Raw genomic sequence first — 17,340 nt, forward strand, 5'->3', positions numbered from 1 at the left:
CACGATCGAGGCATGGACATCTTCGGCGCTCCGAACGGCCCGGCTCCCTCGGCGGGACCGGCGGCGGATCACGCCGCCGGCCGGCGGCTACCAGCCGCGTGCGTGCCACTCCGGCAGGTGCGGGCGCTCGTCGCCGAGCGTGGTGTCGTTGCCGTGGCCGGGATAGACCCAGGTCTCGTCCGGCAGGGTGTCGAAGAGCTTGGTCTCGACATCGCGGATGAGGCTGGCGAAGGCCTCCGGGTCCTTCCAGGTGTTGCCCACGCCGCCGGGGAAGAGGCAGTCGCCGGTGAACACATGGGGGTGGCCGTGCGGGTCGTCGTAGACCAGCGCGATCGAGCCCGGCGTGTGCCCGACGAGGTGGCGCGCGGTCAGCTCGACGCGGCCGACCCTGATCGTGTCCCCGTCCTCGACCAGGACATCGGTGGGCACCGGGATGCCCTCGGCGTCGAAGCGGCCCGCATAGGTGCGCGCGCCCGTCGCGGCGACGACCTCGGCGAGCGCCTGCCAGTGGTCGCCGTGGCGATGGGTGGTGACGACGGACGCGATGCCGTCGTCACCGATCAGCGTGAGCAGCGTGCCGGGGTCGGCGGCCGCGTCGATGAGCAACTGCTCGCCCGTGCCGCGGCAGCGCAGCAGGTAGGCGTTGTTGCCCATCGCCCCGACCTCGACCTTGGAGATCATCAGGTCCGTCAGCTCGTGCACATCGGCCGGACCGCCGACCTTCACCGCTCCGCTGTACGTCATGGGCTCAGCCTATCGCCGGGATCACAGCGGGGGCAGGGCGGGCAGCGTTCCGCCGGTCACCTTCAGGGCGGCGCCGTCGCGCCGTCCCGCGAGCCAGCCGACGAGGTCGGCGGCCGGGCCGCTCACCTGGACCGGGCCGGCCTCGGCACCGCCGCCGGTGGTCCACGTCCTGCCGGTGTCGTCGCTCAGGGCGATCGCGGGAAGGTCCTTGTGCCCGGCGAAGCGCTCGGCGAGGAAGTCCGTCTCGCGGCTCACGAAGTCCGCGGGGAGGTCCTCCAGCTCATAGCCGATGCCGAGGTCCACGTGGTGCAGCTCGACCTCGACGAGCCGCCGGAAGGGCACCCGGGCCGCGGTGTCCGTCACGCCGTTGCGCAGCTCGACCGTGCGCGACCAGTCGGCGGGCCGCGCGCCCTCCGCCTGGAAGGCGGCCGCACTGTCGCGTACGTCCGCGAGCTGGACGTCCAGCGGACGGGGCGCGTCGCGGTCGATGTCCGCGTCCCGGGCCTCGGGGCTCGGATACATGGGCCGCCCGGCCAGCACGTTGACGAGCGCGTCCGCGTTCCGTGCGATATGGGCCAGTACATGGCCGCGGGTCCAGCCGGGCAGCCGTGACGGCTCGGCCACGGCGGCGTTGTCCAATGCGGCCGCTGCGGTGAGCAGTCGCTCGGTGGCTTCGTGTACAGAGGCCAGGTCGCGTACGTGATCAATCATGGCGCCGACGATAGCCCGGCCACTCGTCCGGGTGAAGGTGGCCGGACGAGTCCGTAAATCGAATGCGCGTGCTATACGCTCGGGAATGGGTTCCCGCCCAGAACCGTTGTGGAACCTGTCCGGATTCATCCAAGAATCAACGACATCCCCGAGGCGCCCCCCATACCCTGGGACGGGGGCTCCTGCAGCTCCCTCGCTCTCTCTAGAAAGGTGCGGACCGGCGTGGCCGACCGTCTCATCGTCCGTGGCGCGCGCGAGCACAATCTCAAGAACGTCTCGCTCGACCTCCCGCGTGACTCCCTCATCGTCTTCACGGGTCTGTCCGGGTCGGGCAAGTCCTCGCTCGCCTTCGACACGATCTTCGCGGAGGGACAGCGGCGGTACGTCGAGTCGCTGTCGTCCTACGCCCGCCAGTTCCTCGGCCAGATGGACAAGCCGGACGTCGACTTCATCGAAGGTCTGTCGCCCGCCGTCTCGATCGACCAGAAGTCGACCTCGCGCAACCCGCGCTCGACGGTCGGCACCATCACCGAGGTCTACGACTACCTGCGTCTGCTCTTCGCGCGCATCGGCAAGCCGCATTGCCCCGAGTGCGCCCGGCCCATCTCGCGCCAGTCGCCGCAGGCCATCGTCGACAAGGTGCTCGAACTGCCAGAGGGCAGCCGCTTCCAGGTGCTCTCGCCGCTGGTGCGCGAGCGCAAGGGCGAGTTCGTCGACCTGTTCGCCGACCTCCAGACCAAGGGCTACAGCCGCGCCCGGGTCGACGGCGAGACCATCCAGCTCGCCGAGCCGCCCAAGCTCAAGAAGCAGGAGAAGCACACCATCGAGGTGGTCATCGACCGCCTCACGGTGAAGGACTCCGCCAAGCGCCGGCTCACCGACTCCGTGGAGACCGCGCTCGGCCTCTCCGGCGGCATGGTCGTGCTCGACTTCGTCGACCTGGCGGCCGACGACCCCGAGCGCGAGCGGATGTACTCGGAGCACCTCTACTGCCCGTACGACGACCTGTCCTTCGAGGAGCTGGAGCCGCGCTCCTTCTCCTTCAACTCGCCGTTCGGCGCCTGCCCCGACTGCACGGGCATCGGCACCCGCATGGAGGTCGACGCCGACCTGATCATCCCGGACGAGGACAAGTCCCTCGACGAGGGCGCGGTCTCGCCGTGGTCGCTCGGCCACACCAAGGACTACTTCGCCCGCCTGGTGGGCGCGCTCGCCGACGAGCTGGGCTTCCGCACCGACATCCCCTGGGCCGGGCTCCCGCAGCGCGCCAAGAAGGCGCTGCTGTACGGCCACAAGACCCAGATCGAGGTCCGCTACCGCAACCGGTACGGCCGTGAGCGGGCGTACACCACCTCCTTCGAGGGCGCGGTGCCGTTCGTCAAGCGGCGCCACTCCGAGGCGGAGAGCGACGGCGCCCGCGAGCGCTTCGAGGGCTACATGCGCGAGGTGCCCTGCCCCACCTGTGAAGGCACGCGCCTGAAGCCGCTGGTTCTCGCGGTCACCGTGATGGAGCGGTCCATCGCCGAGGTCTCCGCGATGTCGATCAGCGACTGCGCGGACTTCCTGGCCGAGCTCAAGCTCAACAACCGCGACAAGAAGATCGCCGAGCGGGTCCTGAAGGAGGTCAACGAGCGGCTGAAGTTCCTCGTCGACGTCGGCCTCGACTACCTCTCGCTCAACCGCGCGGCCGGCACGCTCTCCGGCGGCGAGGCGCAGCGCATCCGCCTCGCCACCCAGATCGGCTCCGGCCTGGTCGGCGTCCTGTACGTGCTGGACGAGCCGTCGATCGGCCTGCACCAGCGCGACAACCACCGCCTGATCGAGACGCTCGTGCGCCTGCGCGACATGGGCAACACCCTGATCGTCGTCGAGCACGACGAGGACACCATCAAGGTGGCCGACTGGGTCGTCGACATCGGCCCCGGCGCCGGCGAGCACGGCGGAAAGGTCGTCCACAGCGGCCCGTTGAAGCAGCTGCTCAGCAACAAGGAGTCGATGACCGGCCAGTACCTGGCGGGCAAGAAGTCGATTCCGCTGCCCGACGTGCGGCGGCCCACGGACCCCACGCGCCGGCTCACGGTGCACGGCGCGAAGGAGAACAACCTCCGCGACATCGACGTCTCGTTCCCGCTCGGTGTGCTGACCGCCGTCACCGGCGTCTCGGGCTCGGGCAAGTCGACGCTGGTCAACGACATCCTGTACACGCACCTGGCCCGGGAGCTGAACGGGGCGCGCAGCGTGCCCGGCCGGCACACCCGGGTCGACGGCGACGACCTGGTCGACAAGGTCGTGCACGTCGACCAGTCGCCCATCGGCCGCACCCCCCGGTCCAACCCGGCGACGTACACGGGCGTCTTCGACCACGTCCGCAAGCTGTTCGCCGAGACGATGGAGGCGAAGGTCCGGGGCTACCTCCCCGGCCGGTTCTCCTTCAACGTCAAGGGCGGCCGCTGCGAGAACTGCTCGGGCGACGGCACCATCAAGATCGAGATGAACTTCCTGCCGGACGTGTACGTCCCGTGCGAGGTCTGCCACGGGGCGCGCTACAACCGGGAGACGCTGGAGGTCCACTACAAGGGCAAGTCCATCGCCGAGGTCCTGGACATGCCGATCGAGGAGGGCCTGGAGTTCTTCGAGGCCGTGCCCACGATCGCGCGTCATCTGCGGACGCTCAACGAGGTCGGGCTCGGGTACGTCCGGCTCGGCCAGTCGGCGCCGACCCTGTCGGGCGGTGAGGCCCAGCGTGTGAAGCTCGCCTCCGAGCTCCAGAAGCGCTCCACGGGGCGGACGGTGTACGTGCTCGACGAGCCCACCACCGGGCTCCACTTCGAGGACATCTCGAAGCTGATCAAGGTGCTCTCCGGGCTGGTCGACAAGGGCAACTCGGTGATCGTCATCGAGCACAACCTGGACGTCATCAAGACGGCGGACTGGGTCGTGGACATGGGCCCGGAGGGCGGCAGCGGCGGCGGTCTCGTGATCGCCGAGGGCACGCCCGAGCAGGTCGCCTCGGTGCCGGCCAGCCACACCGGAAAGTTCCTGCGGGACATCCTGGGGGCGGACCGGATCAGCGACGCCGCGTCCTCGTCGCCGGCGCGGAAGACGGCGAAGAAGGCCCCGGCCAAGAAGGCGGTCTCCGCGGCGAAGGCGGCACCCGCCAAGAAGACGGCCCGGGCTTCGGCCACCGCCAAGAAGGCGGCCCCGGCGAAGAAGACGACGCGGGCTCGCAAGAGCTGAGTTTCCCCCGCGCCCCTTCCCGAGACCCTCCGGGGGGTTGGGAAGGGGCGGGGCGCAGCCCCCTCGGGGTTGCGCCCCTCGCGCCGGTGATTGCGCCCCAAGCCCTCCACACAGTCTCGCCCCAGGCGCTCTGGGCCCTGTCGGGCGGAAGGGGCCGCGCCTCAGCGCCTTCAGGCAGCGCCACCCGCACGGGGCACGCCCCGGATGTCGCCGGGCGGAAGGGGCCGAGCCCAGGCGGCCAGTTCCTTCGCCGTCGGAGGCTGGGCGCCCTCGCGCGTGCAGGTCATGGCCGCTGCCCTCGACGCGTAGCGGAGTACCTCGGGCCAGTTCGCGCGGGCGAGGGCGGAGGCGGTCGGAAGGCGGTGGAGCAGGGCCGCGTTCACCGTGTCGCCCGCACCGATGGTGTCCACCACCTCCACGCGCTCGGCCGGTACGGAGTGTTCGGCGCCCTGCGCCGTGTGGACCGTCAGGCCCGCCGCGCCCCGGGTCAGGACCACCGCTCGGGGACCCGCCGCGAGCCACTGTGTGACCGTGCCGCCCAGCCACTCCGCGTCCTCCTCCGACAGCTTCAGCAGGCAGACGTGGGGCAGCCAGCTCCTGAAGCGGGCCCGGTAGGCGTCCGGGTCCGGAATCAGGCCCGGCCGGATGTTGGGGTCGAGCAGGGTGAGCACACCGCGCGCGGACTCCCTGCGCAGCAGGGCCTCGTACGCGCTCGCTCCCGGTTCGAGCACCAGCGAACAGGTGCCCAGCGCCAACGCGCTCGCGGAAGGCGGCAGTTGAGGGGGGAGTGCGAAGAGACGGTCCGCGGTCCCGTCCGCGTAGAAGCCGTAGCGCGCCGAGCCGTCCGGCGCGAGCGACGCCACGGCGAGCGTCGTCGGTTCCGGACCGCGCTGCACCAGCGACGTGTCCACCCCGGCCGAGTGCAGCCCGGCCAGGAGCGCCTCGCCGAAGCCGTCCGTGGACACGCGGGAACAGAAGGCGGCCCCCGCGCCGAGCCGGCCGAGCGCGACCGCGGTGTTGTACGGGCCGCCACCGGGCCGCGGCGCCAGCGGCCCCAGCGGATCCTCGGGGTACTGCGGCACCAGGTCGATGAGGGACTCTCCGGCGACGACGATCACGGCCCAGAACGTAACCCATCCACCGACCGTGCGGGCAGCCCCGGCGCGGGGCGAGCGATCTGCCCCGGTATCGTCGATGGCGCAACCCGGGTCGGTTGCGACGGCCGGGTCGGTCGCGCAGACGGCCGACCAAGACCAGTGATCCGTGGAGAAGCCATGACCGGCCAGCCCGCCGCCCGTCGCACCGTGCTGAAAGGCGCCGCCCTCGCCGGGGCCGCGGGGGTCGGCGTAGCCGCCTGCTCCACCGAGTCCAAGCTCGGCCACGCCGAGACCCCGACGCCGACCGCCCCCGAACCGCTCGGCTCGCCCGATGCGGTGCCCGTCGGCGGCGCCAAGCTCTACCGCGAGCAGCGGGTCATGGTGTCCTGCCCGGCCAAGGGCGAGTACCAGGCGTTCAGCGCCCAGTGCACGCACGCCGGCTGCCTCCTGGAGAAGATCGAGGACGGCCACGCGAACTGCCCGTGCCACGGCAGCCGCTTCAACGTGATGACCGGCAAGCCCGTCCAGGGCCCGGCCACGGTGCCGCTGCCCAAGGTCCCGGTGAAGCTGAAGGACGGCCAGCTGGTGGCCGGGCCCGACGCGTAACCGAGCAGCACGGATCTCCCCGGACTTTTAGGCCCCGCCCCGACGCGGAACCGGCCCCGGCCGCGCCCTGGACGCCGACCGGGGCGCCGGAGGCCGCACCGCGGTCACCCCTCGCCCCCAGGTTTTCACGCCCCTCACTCCCAGTCCCAGTCGATCCCCAGGATCCCCGGCCGCACCCCCTGCTCCACCAGGTGCACCGAGCGGTGCCGGCCGCTGAGGGTGAGGTCGCTGCGGCCGGAGCGGACGGCGCCCGTCGACGTCTGGGCGAAGCGGCGGCAGCGGGCGGGCAGGGCCCGCTCGTCGAAGCGGACCTGGAGGACGTACTGGCCGCCCGCGAAGCTGAAGCCGCGTACGTACTCCCGGCTCGGCCCGCCCGTCCCGTCCTCGAAGCCGTAGCCGAACAGATACGTCTCGCCGGCCCGCAGCCGGGTGTCGAAGAGGAGCTCGGCGACCAGGACCCCGCTCGACGCGTCCCAGCGGACCCGGCCGGTGCGGCAGTTCTCGCCCGCGCGCACCTCGACCCGGGCCGGATCGCACTCCGCGTCGCCGCGGTGGATGGCCAGATAGCGGTCGATGCCGTCGCGATGGGCCCGTACCACGTGCTGCGAGTCGCGGCCGCGCAGCTCGCGGCCCGCACCGATCCGGACGCGCTCGTGGTGGCCGACGGTGTGCAGACCGCCGTCCACCGGGGACTCCAGCTCGCCGATGAGCTGCTCCACCACCCCCGACGCCGCCACGAGCGAGCGGTAGGAACGTCCCGCGGGCCGCTCCACCTCGGCGGCCGAGGTGTCGTCGAGGAGGCGGAGCAGGGAGTTCGCGGGCAGGCCAAGCACTTCTTCGAGGCCGCGTACCGCGCGCAGGGACTCGGGCCGCTGCGGCCGCCGCGCCCCCTGCTGCCAGTAACTCAGGCTCGTCACGCCGACCTTGATGCCCCGGCCGGCCAGATGGTGCTGGACCCGCTGGAGCGGCAGGCCCCGGACGGACAGCGCGGCGCGCAACGCCAGGTGAAAGGGGCCGGTACGCAGCGCCTGCGTCAGGTCGGCCTCGGTGTGGAGCATGGGGGACTCCTCAGTGAACGTTCACGGTGGGGGGTGGGCGCGAGGTGGCGTCAGGTCGGGGAAAACCTGGTGGTGGGCCGGGAGTTGTTCACTTTCCGGCCACGTCGTTCACACCCGCGTCCCACCCCGCATTGAAGCGCGTTGACCAGTTCTCGACAACGCCCGATGCTCAACGGCAAGCGTCCGGACGCGATCCTCCACCATCCCCAACCCCCCACTCCGCCATGGGAGGAACGCGATGCGCAACGGAAAGAGACGGCTGTCGGCCCTCACCCTCGTGGTGGCGGCCCTGTTCGCCGCCCCCACGGCAACAGCGACCGCCGCCCCGCACAACGACAGGCCGGTGCCCGCCGCAGCCGCCGCGGCGAGCTCCAAACGGCTCGGCATCACCATGCAGTCCCAGCAGAAGAACAACTGGTGCTGGGCGGGCAGCGGAAACACCATCGCCACCTGGTTCGGCCGCAGCTACACCCAGAACCAGTTCTGCAACGCCGCCTTCGGCCGGGCCCAGGGCTACGACTGCCCCAACTGGCAGGCCGACCTGGGCAACGTGCAGAACGCCCTGGACTGGGCCGGTATCAACTCGGGCTCGTACGTGAGCGGTTGGCTGCGCTACTCGACCGTGCAGACCGAGATCAACAACAACCGCCCGATCGAGACCCGCATCCAGTGGTCCAGCGGCGGCGGTCACATGCACGTCCTGTACGGCTACGACGACGCCAACAGCTGGGTGTACTGGGGCGACCCCTGGCCCTCCAGCACCCGCTACAACTGGGCCTCGCACGCCTGGTACGTGGACAACGACTCCTTCTCCTGGACCCACTCGCTGTACCGGATCGGGGCGTGACGACGATGCAGTGGACCCGTCTCGCTCCCGCGGCCGTCGCCGCCGCGCTCATCGGCCTCGCCGCCCCGCAGGCCTTCGCCGACCAGGCGCCCGCCGCCTCCGCCGAGGCCAAAGCCGCGGCCCGCCAGGCCGCGAGCGCTCCCGCCACCCTCGACACGCTCTCCCGCTTCTTCGCCCGGGACGGCAAGGTGGCGCTGAAGGCCGCCGCCCCGCGCATCGAGGGCGACACCGTGCCCGTCTACGCGCTGTCCCCGGCGTTCGTCGCGGGCAGGGCGGGCGCGCCCGTCGCCCAGCTGGAATACCTCGCCTCCACGGCCGTCTCGTCGGACGGCCAGAAGGCCTCCCTGTGGACGGTGCGGCAGGGCTCCGCCTGGCAGGTGGTCAACATAGCCACCGGCGACGACGAGGCCCGGTACGCGGCGGCGGGCGCCGCGAAACTCCCCGGCGGCACCGTCTTCCAGGAGCCGCAGATCAACGCCTGGTACGTGGAGAAGGACACCCGGGTGCTGCCGCTCGACGAGGACGCCGTCAAGGCGATCGGCGCGAACGGCACCACCCTGGCCGCCTACCGGACGCGCGTCGCGCACGCCTACGGGGACAAGCTGCCGGGCTCGGCGTACGACCGGTCGGGCAAGGCCGGCGGCTATGCCGAGACGCCCCAGGAGACCAGGGCCCAGGCCGCGCAGGCGGCCGCCGTCGCCGCGGGGGACGACGGCCCCCTGACGGTGGTCTCCACCGTGGCCGGGGCGGGCGCGCTCCTCGCGCTCGGCCTCACCGGCACGGCGGCCCTGCGCAGGCGCCGCCGCCCGGCCGGGCAGGTGTAGTACCGGGCCGGTGCGGGGCGGCGAGGCGCCCCCGCACCGGCCCGTTCACCGCCCGACCCCATGGGAGAAGCCGCGTTGTCAGCCCCCGCAAGTAGGGTGGTGGCCATGGCAGACCCCTCCAGCTACCGCCCCAAGCCGGGACAGATCCCCGACTCGCCGGGGGTCTACAAATTCCGCGACGAACACCGCCGGGTGATCTACGTCGGGAAGGCGAAGTCCCTGCGCCAGCGGCTCGCCAACTACTTCCAGCCGTTGACGAGTCTGCACCCGCGCACGGCCACGATGGTGACCACCGCCGCCGCCGTGGAGTGGACCGTCGTCGCCACCGAGGTGGAGGCGCTCCAGCTCGAATACTCCTGGATCAAGGAGTTCGACCCCCGCTTCAACGTCAAGTACCGCGACGACAAGAGCTATCCGTACCTCGCGGTGACGATGAACGAGGAGTTCCCGCGCGTCCAGGTCATGCGCGGCGCCAAGAAGAAGGGCGTGCGCTACTTCGGCCCGTACGGGCACGCCTGGGCCATCCGCGAGACCGTCGACCTGATGCTCCGCGTCTTTCCGGTACGCACCTGCTCGGCGGGCGTGTTCAAGCGCTCGGCCCAGATCGGCCGCCCCTGCCTGCTCGGCTACATCGGCAAGTGCGCGGCCCCCTGCGTCGGCCGGGTCACCCCCGAGGAACACCGCGAACTGGCGGAGGACTTCTGCGACTTCATGGCCGGCCGCACCGGCGCCTACCTGCGCCGCATCGAGCAGGAGATGATGGCCGCCGCCGAGGACATGGAGTACGAGCGCGCCGCCCGGCTGCGCGACGACATAGAGGCGCTCAGGAAGGCCCTGGAGAAGAACGCGATCGTCTTCAACGACGCCACCGACGCCGATCTGATCGCGGTCGCCGAGGACGAGCTGGAAGCCGCCGTGCAGATCTTCCACGTCCGCGGCGGCCGGGTGCGCGGCCAGCGCGGCTGGGTCACCGACAAGGTGGAGGCCGTCGACACCGCGGGCCTGGTCGAGCACGCGCTCCAGCAGCTGTACGGCGAGGAGAGCGGCGACGCGGTGCCCAAGGAGGTCCTCGTCCCGGCCCTGCCCGAGGACACCGAGGCGGTGAGCGGCTGGCTCGCGACCCGGCGCGGCTCCAACGTCTCGTTGCGCATCCCGCAGCGCGGCGACAAGAAGGACCTGATGGTCACGGTCGCGCGCAACGCCCAGCAGGCCCTCGCGCTGCACAAGACGAAGCGCGCCTCCGACCTGACGACGCGCTCGCGGGCCCTGGAGGAGATCGCCGCCGCCCTGCAGCTGGACAGCGCGCCGCTGCGCATCGAGTGCTTCGACATCTCGCACCTCCAGGGCGACGACGTCGTGGCGTCCATGGTCGTCTTCGAGGACGGTCTCGCGCGCAAGAGCGAGTACCGGCGCTTCCAGATCAAGGGCTTCGAGGGCCAGGACGACGTCCGGTCCATGCACGAGGTGATCAGCCGCCGCTTCAAGCGCTATCTGGCCGAGAAGGCGCGCACGGGGGAGTGGGTCGAGGAGGAGGACGGCCAGGAGGGCGCCGAGGGGCTCGCGGGCGGGCTGTCCGGGCCGGTGTCCGGCGAGGTCTCCGCGCTCCAGGACGAGGACGGCCGCCCCAAGCGCTTCGCCTACCCGCCGCAGCTGCTCGTGGTCGACGGCGGGCAGCCGCAGGTCGCCGCGGCCAAGCGGGCCCTGGACGAGCTGGGCATCGACGACATCGCGGTGTGCGGGCTCGCCAAGCGGCTCGAAGAGGTCTGGGTGCCCGAGGAGGACGACCCGGTGGTCCTGCCGCGCTCCAGCGAGGGGCTCTACCTCCTCCAGCGGGTGCGTGACGAGGCCCACCGCTTCGCCATCACCTATCAGAGGGCCAAACGGACGAAGCGCTTCAAGGCGGGCCCGCTGGATGCGGTGCCCGGCCTCGGCGACACCCGCAAACAGGCTCTGATCAAGCATTTCGGCTCGGTGAAGAAGCTCCGGTCGGCGACAATCGACGAGATCTGCGAGGTCCCCGGCATAGGCCGCAAGACGGCCGAGACCGTTGCCGCGGCCCTCGCGCAGGCGGTCCCGGCCGCGCCCGCCGTGAACACGGCGACAGGAGAGATCATTGAAGAGGACGACGGGGGCAGCACGACATGACTGAGCAGCACGAAGAAGACCGAGAAGCGGGAGTACACGTGAGTACGGGCACGACGATCGAGGCCGGCGGGGCCGATGCGCCCATCCCCGAGCTGGTGATCATCTCCGGCATGTCCGGCGCCGGGCGCAGCACCGCCGCCAAGTGCCTGGAGGACCTCGGCTGGTTCGTCGTCGACAACCTGCCGCCCGCGCTGATCCCCACCATGGTGGAGCTCGGCGCCCGCTCCCAGGGCAACGTGGCGCGCATCGCCGTCGTCGTCGACGTGCGCGGCCGCAGGTTCTTCGACAACCTCCGCGAGTCGCTCGCCGACCTCGACGCCAAGGAGGTCACCCGGCGGATCGTCTTCCTGGAGTCCTCCGACGACGCGCTGGTGCGCCGCTTCGAGTCGGTGCGCCGCCCTCACCCGCTCCAGGGCGAGGGCCGGATCGTCGACGGCATCGCCGCCGAGCGCGACCTGCTGCGCGAGCTGCGCGGCGACGCCGACCTGGTGATCGACACCTCCAGCCTCAACGTCCACGAGCTGCGCGCCAAGATGGACGCCCAGTTCGCCGGCGACGAGGAGCCGGAGCTGCGCGCCACCGTCATGTCGTTCGGCTACAAGTACGGCCTGCCGGTCGACGCCGACCTGGTGGTCGACTGCCGCTTCCTGCCCAACCCGCACTGGGTGCCGGAGCTGCGTCCGTACACGGGCCTGAACGAGGAGGTGTCGGGCTACGTCTTCAACCAGCCCGGCGCCAAGGAGTTCCTCGACCAGTACAGCGAGCTGCTCCAGCTGATCGCGACGGGCTACCGCCGCGAGGGCAAGCGGTACGTGACGATCGCGGTGGGCTGCACCGGCGGCAAGCACCGCTCGGTGGCCATGTCCGAGAAGCTCGCCGCACGCCTGGCCTCCGAGGGGATCGAGACCGTCGTCGTCCACCGGGACATGGGGCGCGAGTGAAGGTGTACCGCCGGCGCACCGCCGGACCGGTGCTGCGCACCGGCCGCAAGCGGGGCGCCCAGCCCAAGGTCGTCGCGCTCGGCGGCGGCATGGGCCTCTCCGCCTCGCTCGCCGCGCTGCGCCGGATCACCGGGGACCTGACGGCCGTCGTCACCGTGGCCGACGACGGCGGCTCCAGCGGCCGGCTCCGCGCCGAGCTGGGCGTGCTGCCGCCCGGCGACCTGCGCAAGGCGCTGGCCGCCCTGTGCGGCGACGACGACTGGGGCCAGACCTGGTCCCGGGTCATCCAGCACCGCTTCCAGTCCAAGGGCGAGCTGCACGAGCACGCGGTGGGCAACCTGCTGATCGTCGCCCTGTGGGAGCAGCTCGGCGACCATGTGCAGGCGCTCGACCTGGTCGGCAAGCTGCTCGGCGCCCAGGGCCGGGTGCTGCCGATGTCGGCCGTGCCGCTGGAGCTGGAAGCCCTCGTACGGGGGCACGACCCCCGGCGTCCCGACGACGTGGACACCGTGCGCGGCCAGGCCACGGTGGCGCTCACCCCGGGCGAGGTGCTCTCCGTCCAGCTGGTCCCGCACGATCCGCCGGCCGTCCCGGAAGCGGTCGCGGCGGTGCTCGACGCGGACTGGGTCGTGCTCGGCCCGGGCTCGTGGTTCTCCTCGGTCATCCCGCACCTGATGGTGCCCGAGCTGCTCGACGCGCTCACCGAGACCAAGGCCCGCAAGGTCCTCTCGTTGAACCTCGCGCCACAACCGGGTGAAACCGATGGGTTCTCTCCGCAGCGTCATTTGGAGGTTTTGGGACGACACGCCCCTAAACTCGCCTTCGACGTGGTGCTGGCCGACGAGGCCGCCGTGCCCGACCGGGGGAGTCTGACCGAAGCCGCGAAACGGCTCGGAGCCGAGGTCGAGCTGGCGCCCGTGGCCAGGCCCGATGGCTCTCCGAAGCACGATCCGGAGCTGTTGGCCGCCGCGTACGACCGTATTTTCCGGATGCATGGAAGGATCGGCCCATGGCGATGACGCCGGCGGTGAAGGACGAAATTTCCCGGCTGCCCGTCACCCGGACCTGCTGCAGGAAGGCGGAGGTCTCGGCGATTCTTCGGTTCGCGGGCGGGCTGCACCTGGTGAGCGGCCGCATTGTGATCGAGGCGGAGCTGGACACCGCGATGGCGGCACGCCGGCTCAAGCGGGACATTCTGGAGATCTTCGGGCACAGCTCCGAGCTGATCGTGATGGCTCCGGGCGGCCTGCGCAGAGGCTCGCGCTTCGTCGTACGGGTCGTGGCGGGCGGCGACCAGCTGGCCCGCCAGACCGGCCTCGTCGACGGCCGCGGCCGCCCCATCCGCGGCCTGCCGCCACAGGTGGTCTCGGGCGCGACCTGTGACGCGGAGGCGGCCTGGCGCGGCGCGTTCCTGGCGCACGGCTCGCTGACCGAGCCGGGCCGCTCCTCGTCCCTCGAGGTGACCTGCCCGGGCCCGGAGGCGGCCCTCGCCCTGGTCGGTGCCGCGCGGCGGCTCCAGATCGCGGCCAAGGCCCGCGAGGTCCGCGGTGTGGACCGGGTGGTCGTCCGCGACGGCGACGCGATCGGCGCGCTGCTCACCCGGCTCGGCGCGCACGAGTCGGTGCTCGCCTGGGAGGAGCGGCGGATGCGGCGCGAGGTCCGCGCCACCGCCAACCGCCTCGCCAACTTCGACGACGCCAACCTGCGCCGTTCGGCCAGGGCCGCGGTGGCCGCCGGGGCCCGCGTCCAGCGCGCCCTGGAGATCCTCGGCGAGGAGGTCCCCGAGCACCTCGCGGCGGCCGGCCGGCTGCGCATGGAGCACAAGCAGGCCTCCCTCGAGGAGCTGGGCGCGCTCGCGGACCCGCCGCTGACCAAGGACGCGGTCGCGGGCCGGATCCGCCGCCTGCTGGCGATGGCCGACAAGCGGGCCCAGGATCTGGGGATCCCCGGGACCGAGTCCAATCTGACCGAGGAGATGGCGGACGGCCTGGTCGGCTGAGGTTCGCCCGCCGTCCAACCGGCCCCGACCGGCGCCCACTTGGTGGGCGCCGGTTCCGTTTGCGGCGCATGGCCACGGGGCCCTTCGCGGTATTGACATGATCATGAGGTGTCGTGAGCCTGGCGTCTGTCCACTTTCGTGGCAGACAACAGCAAGGGGGGCTCATGAGACGCAGAGCGAGAGCGATCCTCGCCGCCGCATCACTGCTCACGGCCGGACTGGTGGCGGCACCCGTCGCCCAGGCCAGCCAGGGCACAGCGGACGGCGAGGGGATCGTCGTCTGGAACGCCAAGGTCAGCCGTGCACAGCTGCCGCTGCTCCTGGAGGCCGGGGCCGACGCCGAGGAACTGGGCGCGAACCTGCCCGCCAAGGGCTCGGCGGGCGTCGAGCTGTACCTCACCAAGACCCAGGCCGCCAAGCTGCGGGGCAAGGGCGTCGAGCTCACCGAGCACAAGGTCTCCGCCCAGGCCCAGAACCGCCTCAAGGCCGCCGGTGACGGCGTGTTCCGGCCGTACAGCGGCAAGAACGGGCTCAAGCAGGAGATCCTCGACACCGGGAAGGCCAACCCGGCGCTCACCAAGGTCGAGTCGATCGGCAAGACCGTCAACGGCCAGGACATCCTCGCCGTGAAGCTCACCAAGGGCGCCAACAAGTCCAGGGACGGCTCCAAGCCCGCCACGCTGTACCTGTCCAACCAGCACGCCCGGGAGTGGATCACCCCCGAGATGACCCGGCGGCTGATGCACTACTACCTCGACAACTACGGCAAGGACCCGCGGATCACCAAGATCGTGGACTCCACCGAGCTGTGGTTCGTGATCTCCGCCAACCCGGACGGCTACGACTACACGTTCACGCCCGGCCACCGGCTGTGGCGCAAGAACCTCCGCGACAACAACGGCGACGGCAAGATCACGGTCGGGGACGGCGTCGACCCCAACCGCAACTTCCCCTACAAGTGGGGCTACGACAACGAGGGTTCGTCCCCCGATCCGGCGAACGAGACCTACCGCGGCCCGAGCGCGGGCAGCGAGCCCGAGACCAAGGCGCTCGACTCCTTCGAGAAGCGGATCCACTTCAACTACGCCATCAACTACCACTCCGCGGCCGAACTGCTGCTGTACGGAGTGGGCTGGCAGGTCGCCACGCCGACCCCCGACGACGTCATCTACAAGGCGCTCGCGGGCACCCCGGACAAGCCGGCCATCCCCGGCTACCTCTCGGAGGTCTCCTCCGCGCTGTACACCACCAACGGCGAGGCCGACGGCCACGCGGCGAACGTCAACGGCACGATGATGTTCACCCCCGAGATGTCGACGTGCACCACGGCCTCGAACGTGGACCCCAACGACCAGTGGAACGCGGCCGACTGCCCCTCGGACTTCAACTTCCCCGACAGCGAGAAGCTGATCCAGGGCGAGTTCGAGAAGAACATCCCCTTCGCGCTCTCGGTCGCCGAGACCACCGCCCACCCCGACCAGCCCTCCTCCTCGGTCGGCATCGACGCCCCGGACTTCACGCCGGACACCTTCGCCACCTCGTACACGCGGGACGACGACCAGGAGGTCGCCGTCACCGCACGCAAGTCGGTGCGCGACAAGACGCTCAACTACCGCATCAACGGCGGCCGTACGCAGACCGAGGACCTGGAGCCCTGGAAGGGCGGCAAGGTGTTCGGCGGCCACGACAACATCCGCTTCGACCAGTACCGCGCCAAGGTCGAGGACGCGGACGCCGGTGACAAGGTCGAGGTCTGGTTCACCGGGCGGACCGCCGCGGGCAGGAAGACGTCCAGCACGCCGTTCACGTACACCGTGGCCGACCGGCCGAAGGCGGACACCCTGGTGCTCGCCGACGAGGGCGGCACCGCCCCCGCCAAGAACGCCGCGCTCTACACCAAGGCGCTCGCGGACAGCGGCCACAAGGCCGCCGTGTGGGACGTCGCCACTCAGGGCACCCCGAGCGCGCTCGGCGTGCTCAGCCACTTCAAGAACGTCGTCTGGTACACCGGCAGCGCGCAGCCGACGGCCGCCACCACGTTCGCCGTACGCGACTTCGTCAACGAAGGCGGCAAGCTCGTCAATGCGGGCGAACAGGCGGGCGGCAGCGTCGACCTCGGCGGCGGCGCCCTGTCCGACGACTTCTCGCAGTACTACCTCGGCGCCTACAACAAGGCCGGGCTCAAGTCGCCGCCCGCCTTCGCCGGCACCGGAAGGCTCGCCGGCGCCAAGGCCTCCCTCGCCCCGGCTCCCGGCAGTCCGCTGACCGCGGCCGGGGCCTACACCGTCACCTCCGACACCCTGGACCCGAAGCGGTTCCCGCAGTTCACGAGCGCTTCGGGCGGTGACTACCCCGGGGTGCGCACCCCGTTCGAGCCCGCCGAGGGGTCCTGGTTCGCCGCGGCCCGGCACCAGGACAACGCCTACATGCGGCTCGCCCGCACCGTGGACCTGGCCCAGGTGACGGCCGCGCAGAAGCCGAGCCTGGACTTCCAGCTCAGCTACGACACCGAGCCCGGCTACGACCAGGTGATCATCGAGGCCCACACGGTCGGCCAGAACGACTGGACGACCCTGCCGGACCTCAACGGGGGCAGCACCACCAGCGTGCCCAGCCAGTGCGAACAGGGCTTCCTGCTCCAGGCCCACCCCTTCCTGACGCACTACCTGACCCCGGGCTCGCCCGCCTGCAGGGCGACCGGCAGCAGCGGGAGCTGGAACCGCTTCACCGGCTCCTCCAACGGCTGGCAGCAGGTGTCCGTCGGCCTCGGCGCGTACGCGGGCAAGCAGGTCGAGGTCGCGGTCTCCTATGTCTCCGACCCGGGCACTGGGGGCCTCGGCGCCTTCGTCGACGACACCCGGCTGGTCATCGGCGGCACCGCGCAGCAGGCCGAGGGCTTCGAGACCTCGCTCGGTCCCTGGACCGTGCCGGGACCGCCGGCCGGCAGCCCCGGCACCAGCGGCGACTGGGCCCGCTCCCAGGCGCTCTTCCACTCCTCGGCCGCCGTCACCACCCGCGACACCGTCCTCCTCGGCTTCGGCCTGGAGAACGTCCCCTCGCCCGCCGACCGCAAGCAGGTCATCGCCAGGGCGCTCAGCGCACTGCACCGCTGACGCCGGGTAGTGGGGCCG

Annotated in this window: 13 protein-coding genes; 9 read left to right on the forward strand and 4 right to left on the reverse strand. The window is 71.4% G+C overall.

What is annotated here, in order from left to right; translation table 11 throughout:
* Nucleotides 1-87: 87 nt before the first annotated feature.
* Both AC07F3_RS28280 and AC07F3_RS28285 read right to left on the reverse strand, forming a co-directional pair.
* Nucleotides 88-744, reverse strand: coding sequence for an MBL fold metallo-hydrolase (locus AC07F3_RS28280; protein ID WP_479117243.1), 657 nt, complete (start codon nucleotides 742-744; stop codon nucleotides 88-90).
* Between the two features lie 21 nt (nucleotides 745-765).
* Entirely contained in the window at nucleotides 766-1,455 is a 690-nt protein-coding gene (locus AC07F3_RS28285) for a maleylpyruvate isomerase family mycothiol-dependent enzyme (RefSeq protein WP_479117244.1), read from the reverse strand.
* A gap of 222 nt (nucleotides 1,456-1,677) precedes the next feature.
* Here AC07F3_RS28285 and uvrA point away from each other — a divergent pair, with 222 nt between their 5' ends.
* On the forward strand, nucleotides 1,678-4,692 hold the full coding sequence (gene uvrA / locus AC07F3_RS28290; protein ID WP_479117245.1) for an excinuclease ABC subunit UvrA: 3,015 nt from the start codon (nucleotides 1,678-1,680) through the stop codon (nucleotides 4,690-4,692).
* A gap of 170 nt (nucleotides 4,693-4,862) precedes the next feature.
* Here the strand turns inward: uvrA and AC07F3_RS28295 are convergent, their stop codons facing one another.
* Nucleotides 4,863-5,810, reverse strand: coding sequence for a carbohydrate kinase family protein (locus AC07F3_RS28295; protein WP_479117246.1), 948 nt, complete (start codon nucleotides 5,808-5,810; stop codon nucleotides 4,863-4,865).
* Between the two features lie 156 nt (nucleotides 5,811-5,966).
* Here AC07F3_RS28295 and AC07F3_RS28300 point away from each other — a divergent pair, with 156 nt between their 5' ends.
* On the forward strand, nucleotides 5,967-6,395 hold the full coding sequence (locus AC07F3_RS28300; protein WP_399485201.1) for a Rieske (2Fe-2S) protein: 429 nt from the start codon (nucleotides 5,967-5,969) through the stop codon (nucleotides 6,393-6,395).
* A 134-nt stretch (nucleotides 6,396-6,529) separates the two neighbouring features.
* Here AC07F3_RS28300 and AC07F3_RS28305 read toward each other — a convergent pair whose 3' ends face one another.
* Nucleotides 6,530-7,453 carry a hypothetical protein gene (locus tag AC07F3_RS28305; RefSeq protein ID WP_479117247.1) on the reverse strand — a complete coding sequence of 308 codons (924 nt, stop codon included), beginning with the start codon at nucleotides 7,451-7,453 and terminating at the stop codon, nucleotides 6,530-6,532.
* Nucleotides 7,454-7,691: 238 nt separating this feature from the next.
* Between AC07F3_RS28305 and AC07F3_RS28310 the strand changes: the two genes are divergently transcribed.
* From AC07F3_RS28310 to AC07F3_RS28340, 7 genes are all read left to right on the forward strand, one after another.
* Nucleotides 7,692-8,300 (forward strand): papain-like cysteine protease family protein, encoded by a 609-nt coding sequence (locus AC07F3_RS28310; protein ID WP_479117248.1) that lies wholly within the window; start codon nucleotides 7,692-7,694, stop codon nucleotides 8,298-8,300.
* 5 nt (nucleotides 8,301-8,305) lie between these two features.
* Nucleotides 8,306-9,124: a hypothetical protein gene (locus tag AC07F3_RS28315; RefSeq protein WP_479117380.1), complete on the forward strand. Its 819-nt coding sequence runs from the start codon at nucleotides 8,306-8,308 to the stop codon at nucleotides 9,122-9,124.
* A 105-nt stretch (nucleotides 9,125-9,229) separates the two neighbouring features.
* Nucleotides 9,230-11,269: an excinuclease ABC subunit UvrC gene (gene uvrC / locus AC07F3_RS28320; RefSeq protein ID WP_479117249.1), complete on the forward strand. Its 2,040-nt coding sequence runs from the start codon at nucleotides 9,230-9,232 to the stop codon at nucleotides 11,267-11,269.
* Nucleotides 11,266-12,210 carry an RNase adapter RapZ gene (rapZ, locus tag AC07F3_RS28325; protein ID WP_479117250.1) on the forward strand — a complete coding sequence of 315 codons (945 nt, stop codon included), beginning with the start codon at nucleotides 11,266-11,268 and terminating at the stop codon, nucleotides 12,208-12,210. Before uvrC ends, rapZ begins: the two co-directional genes overlap by 4 nt.
* On the forward strand, nucleotides 12,207-13,229 hold the full coding sequence (locus AC07F3_RS28330) for a gluconeogenesis factor YvcK family protein (RefSeq protein WP_479117251.1): 1,023 nt from the start codon (nucleotides 12,207-12,209) through the stop codon (nucleotides 13,227-13,229). The genes rapZ and AC07F3_RS28330 overlap by 4 nt, the downstream gene beginning before the upstream one ends.
* Nucleotides 13,220-14,209, forward strand: coding sequence for a DNA-binding protein WhiA (gene whiA / locus AC07F3_RS28335; RefSeq protein WP_100574436.1), 990 nt, complete (start codon nucleotides 13,220-13,222; stop codon nucleotides 14,207-14,209). Before AC07F3_RS28330 ends, whiA begins: the two co-directional genes overlap by 10 nt.
* Nucleotides 14,210-14,373: 164 nt before the next feature.
* Nucleotides 14,374-17,322 carry a M14 family metallopeptidase gene (locus AC07F3_RS28340; RefSeq protein WP_479117252.1) on the forward strand — a complete coding sequence of 983 codons (2,949 nt, stop codon included), beginning with the start codon at nucleotides 14,374-14,376 and terminating at the stop codon, nucleotides 17,320-17,322.
* The last annotated feature ends 18 nt before the right edge of the window (nucleotides 17,323-17,340 follow it).

Source organism: Streptomyces sp. NPDC045846 (genome assembly GCF_056431605.1).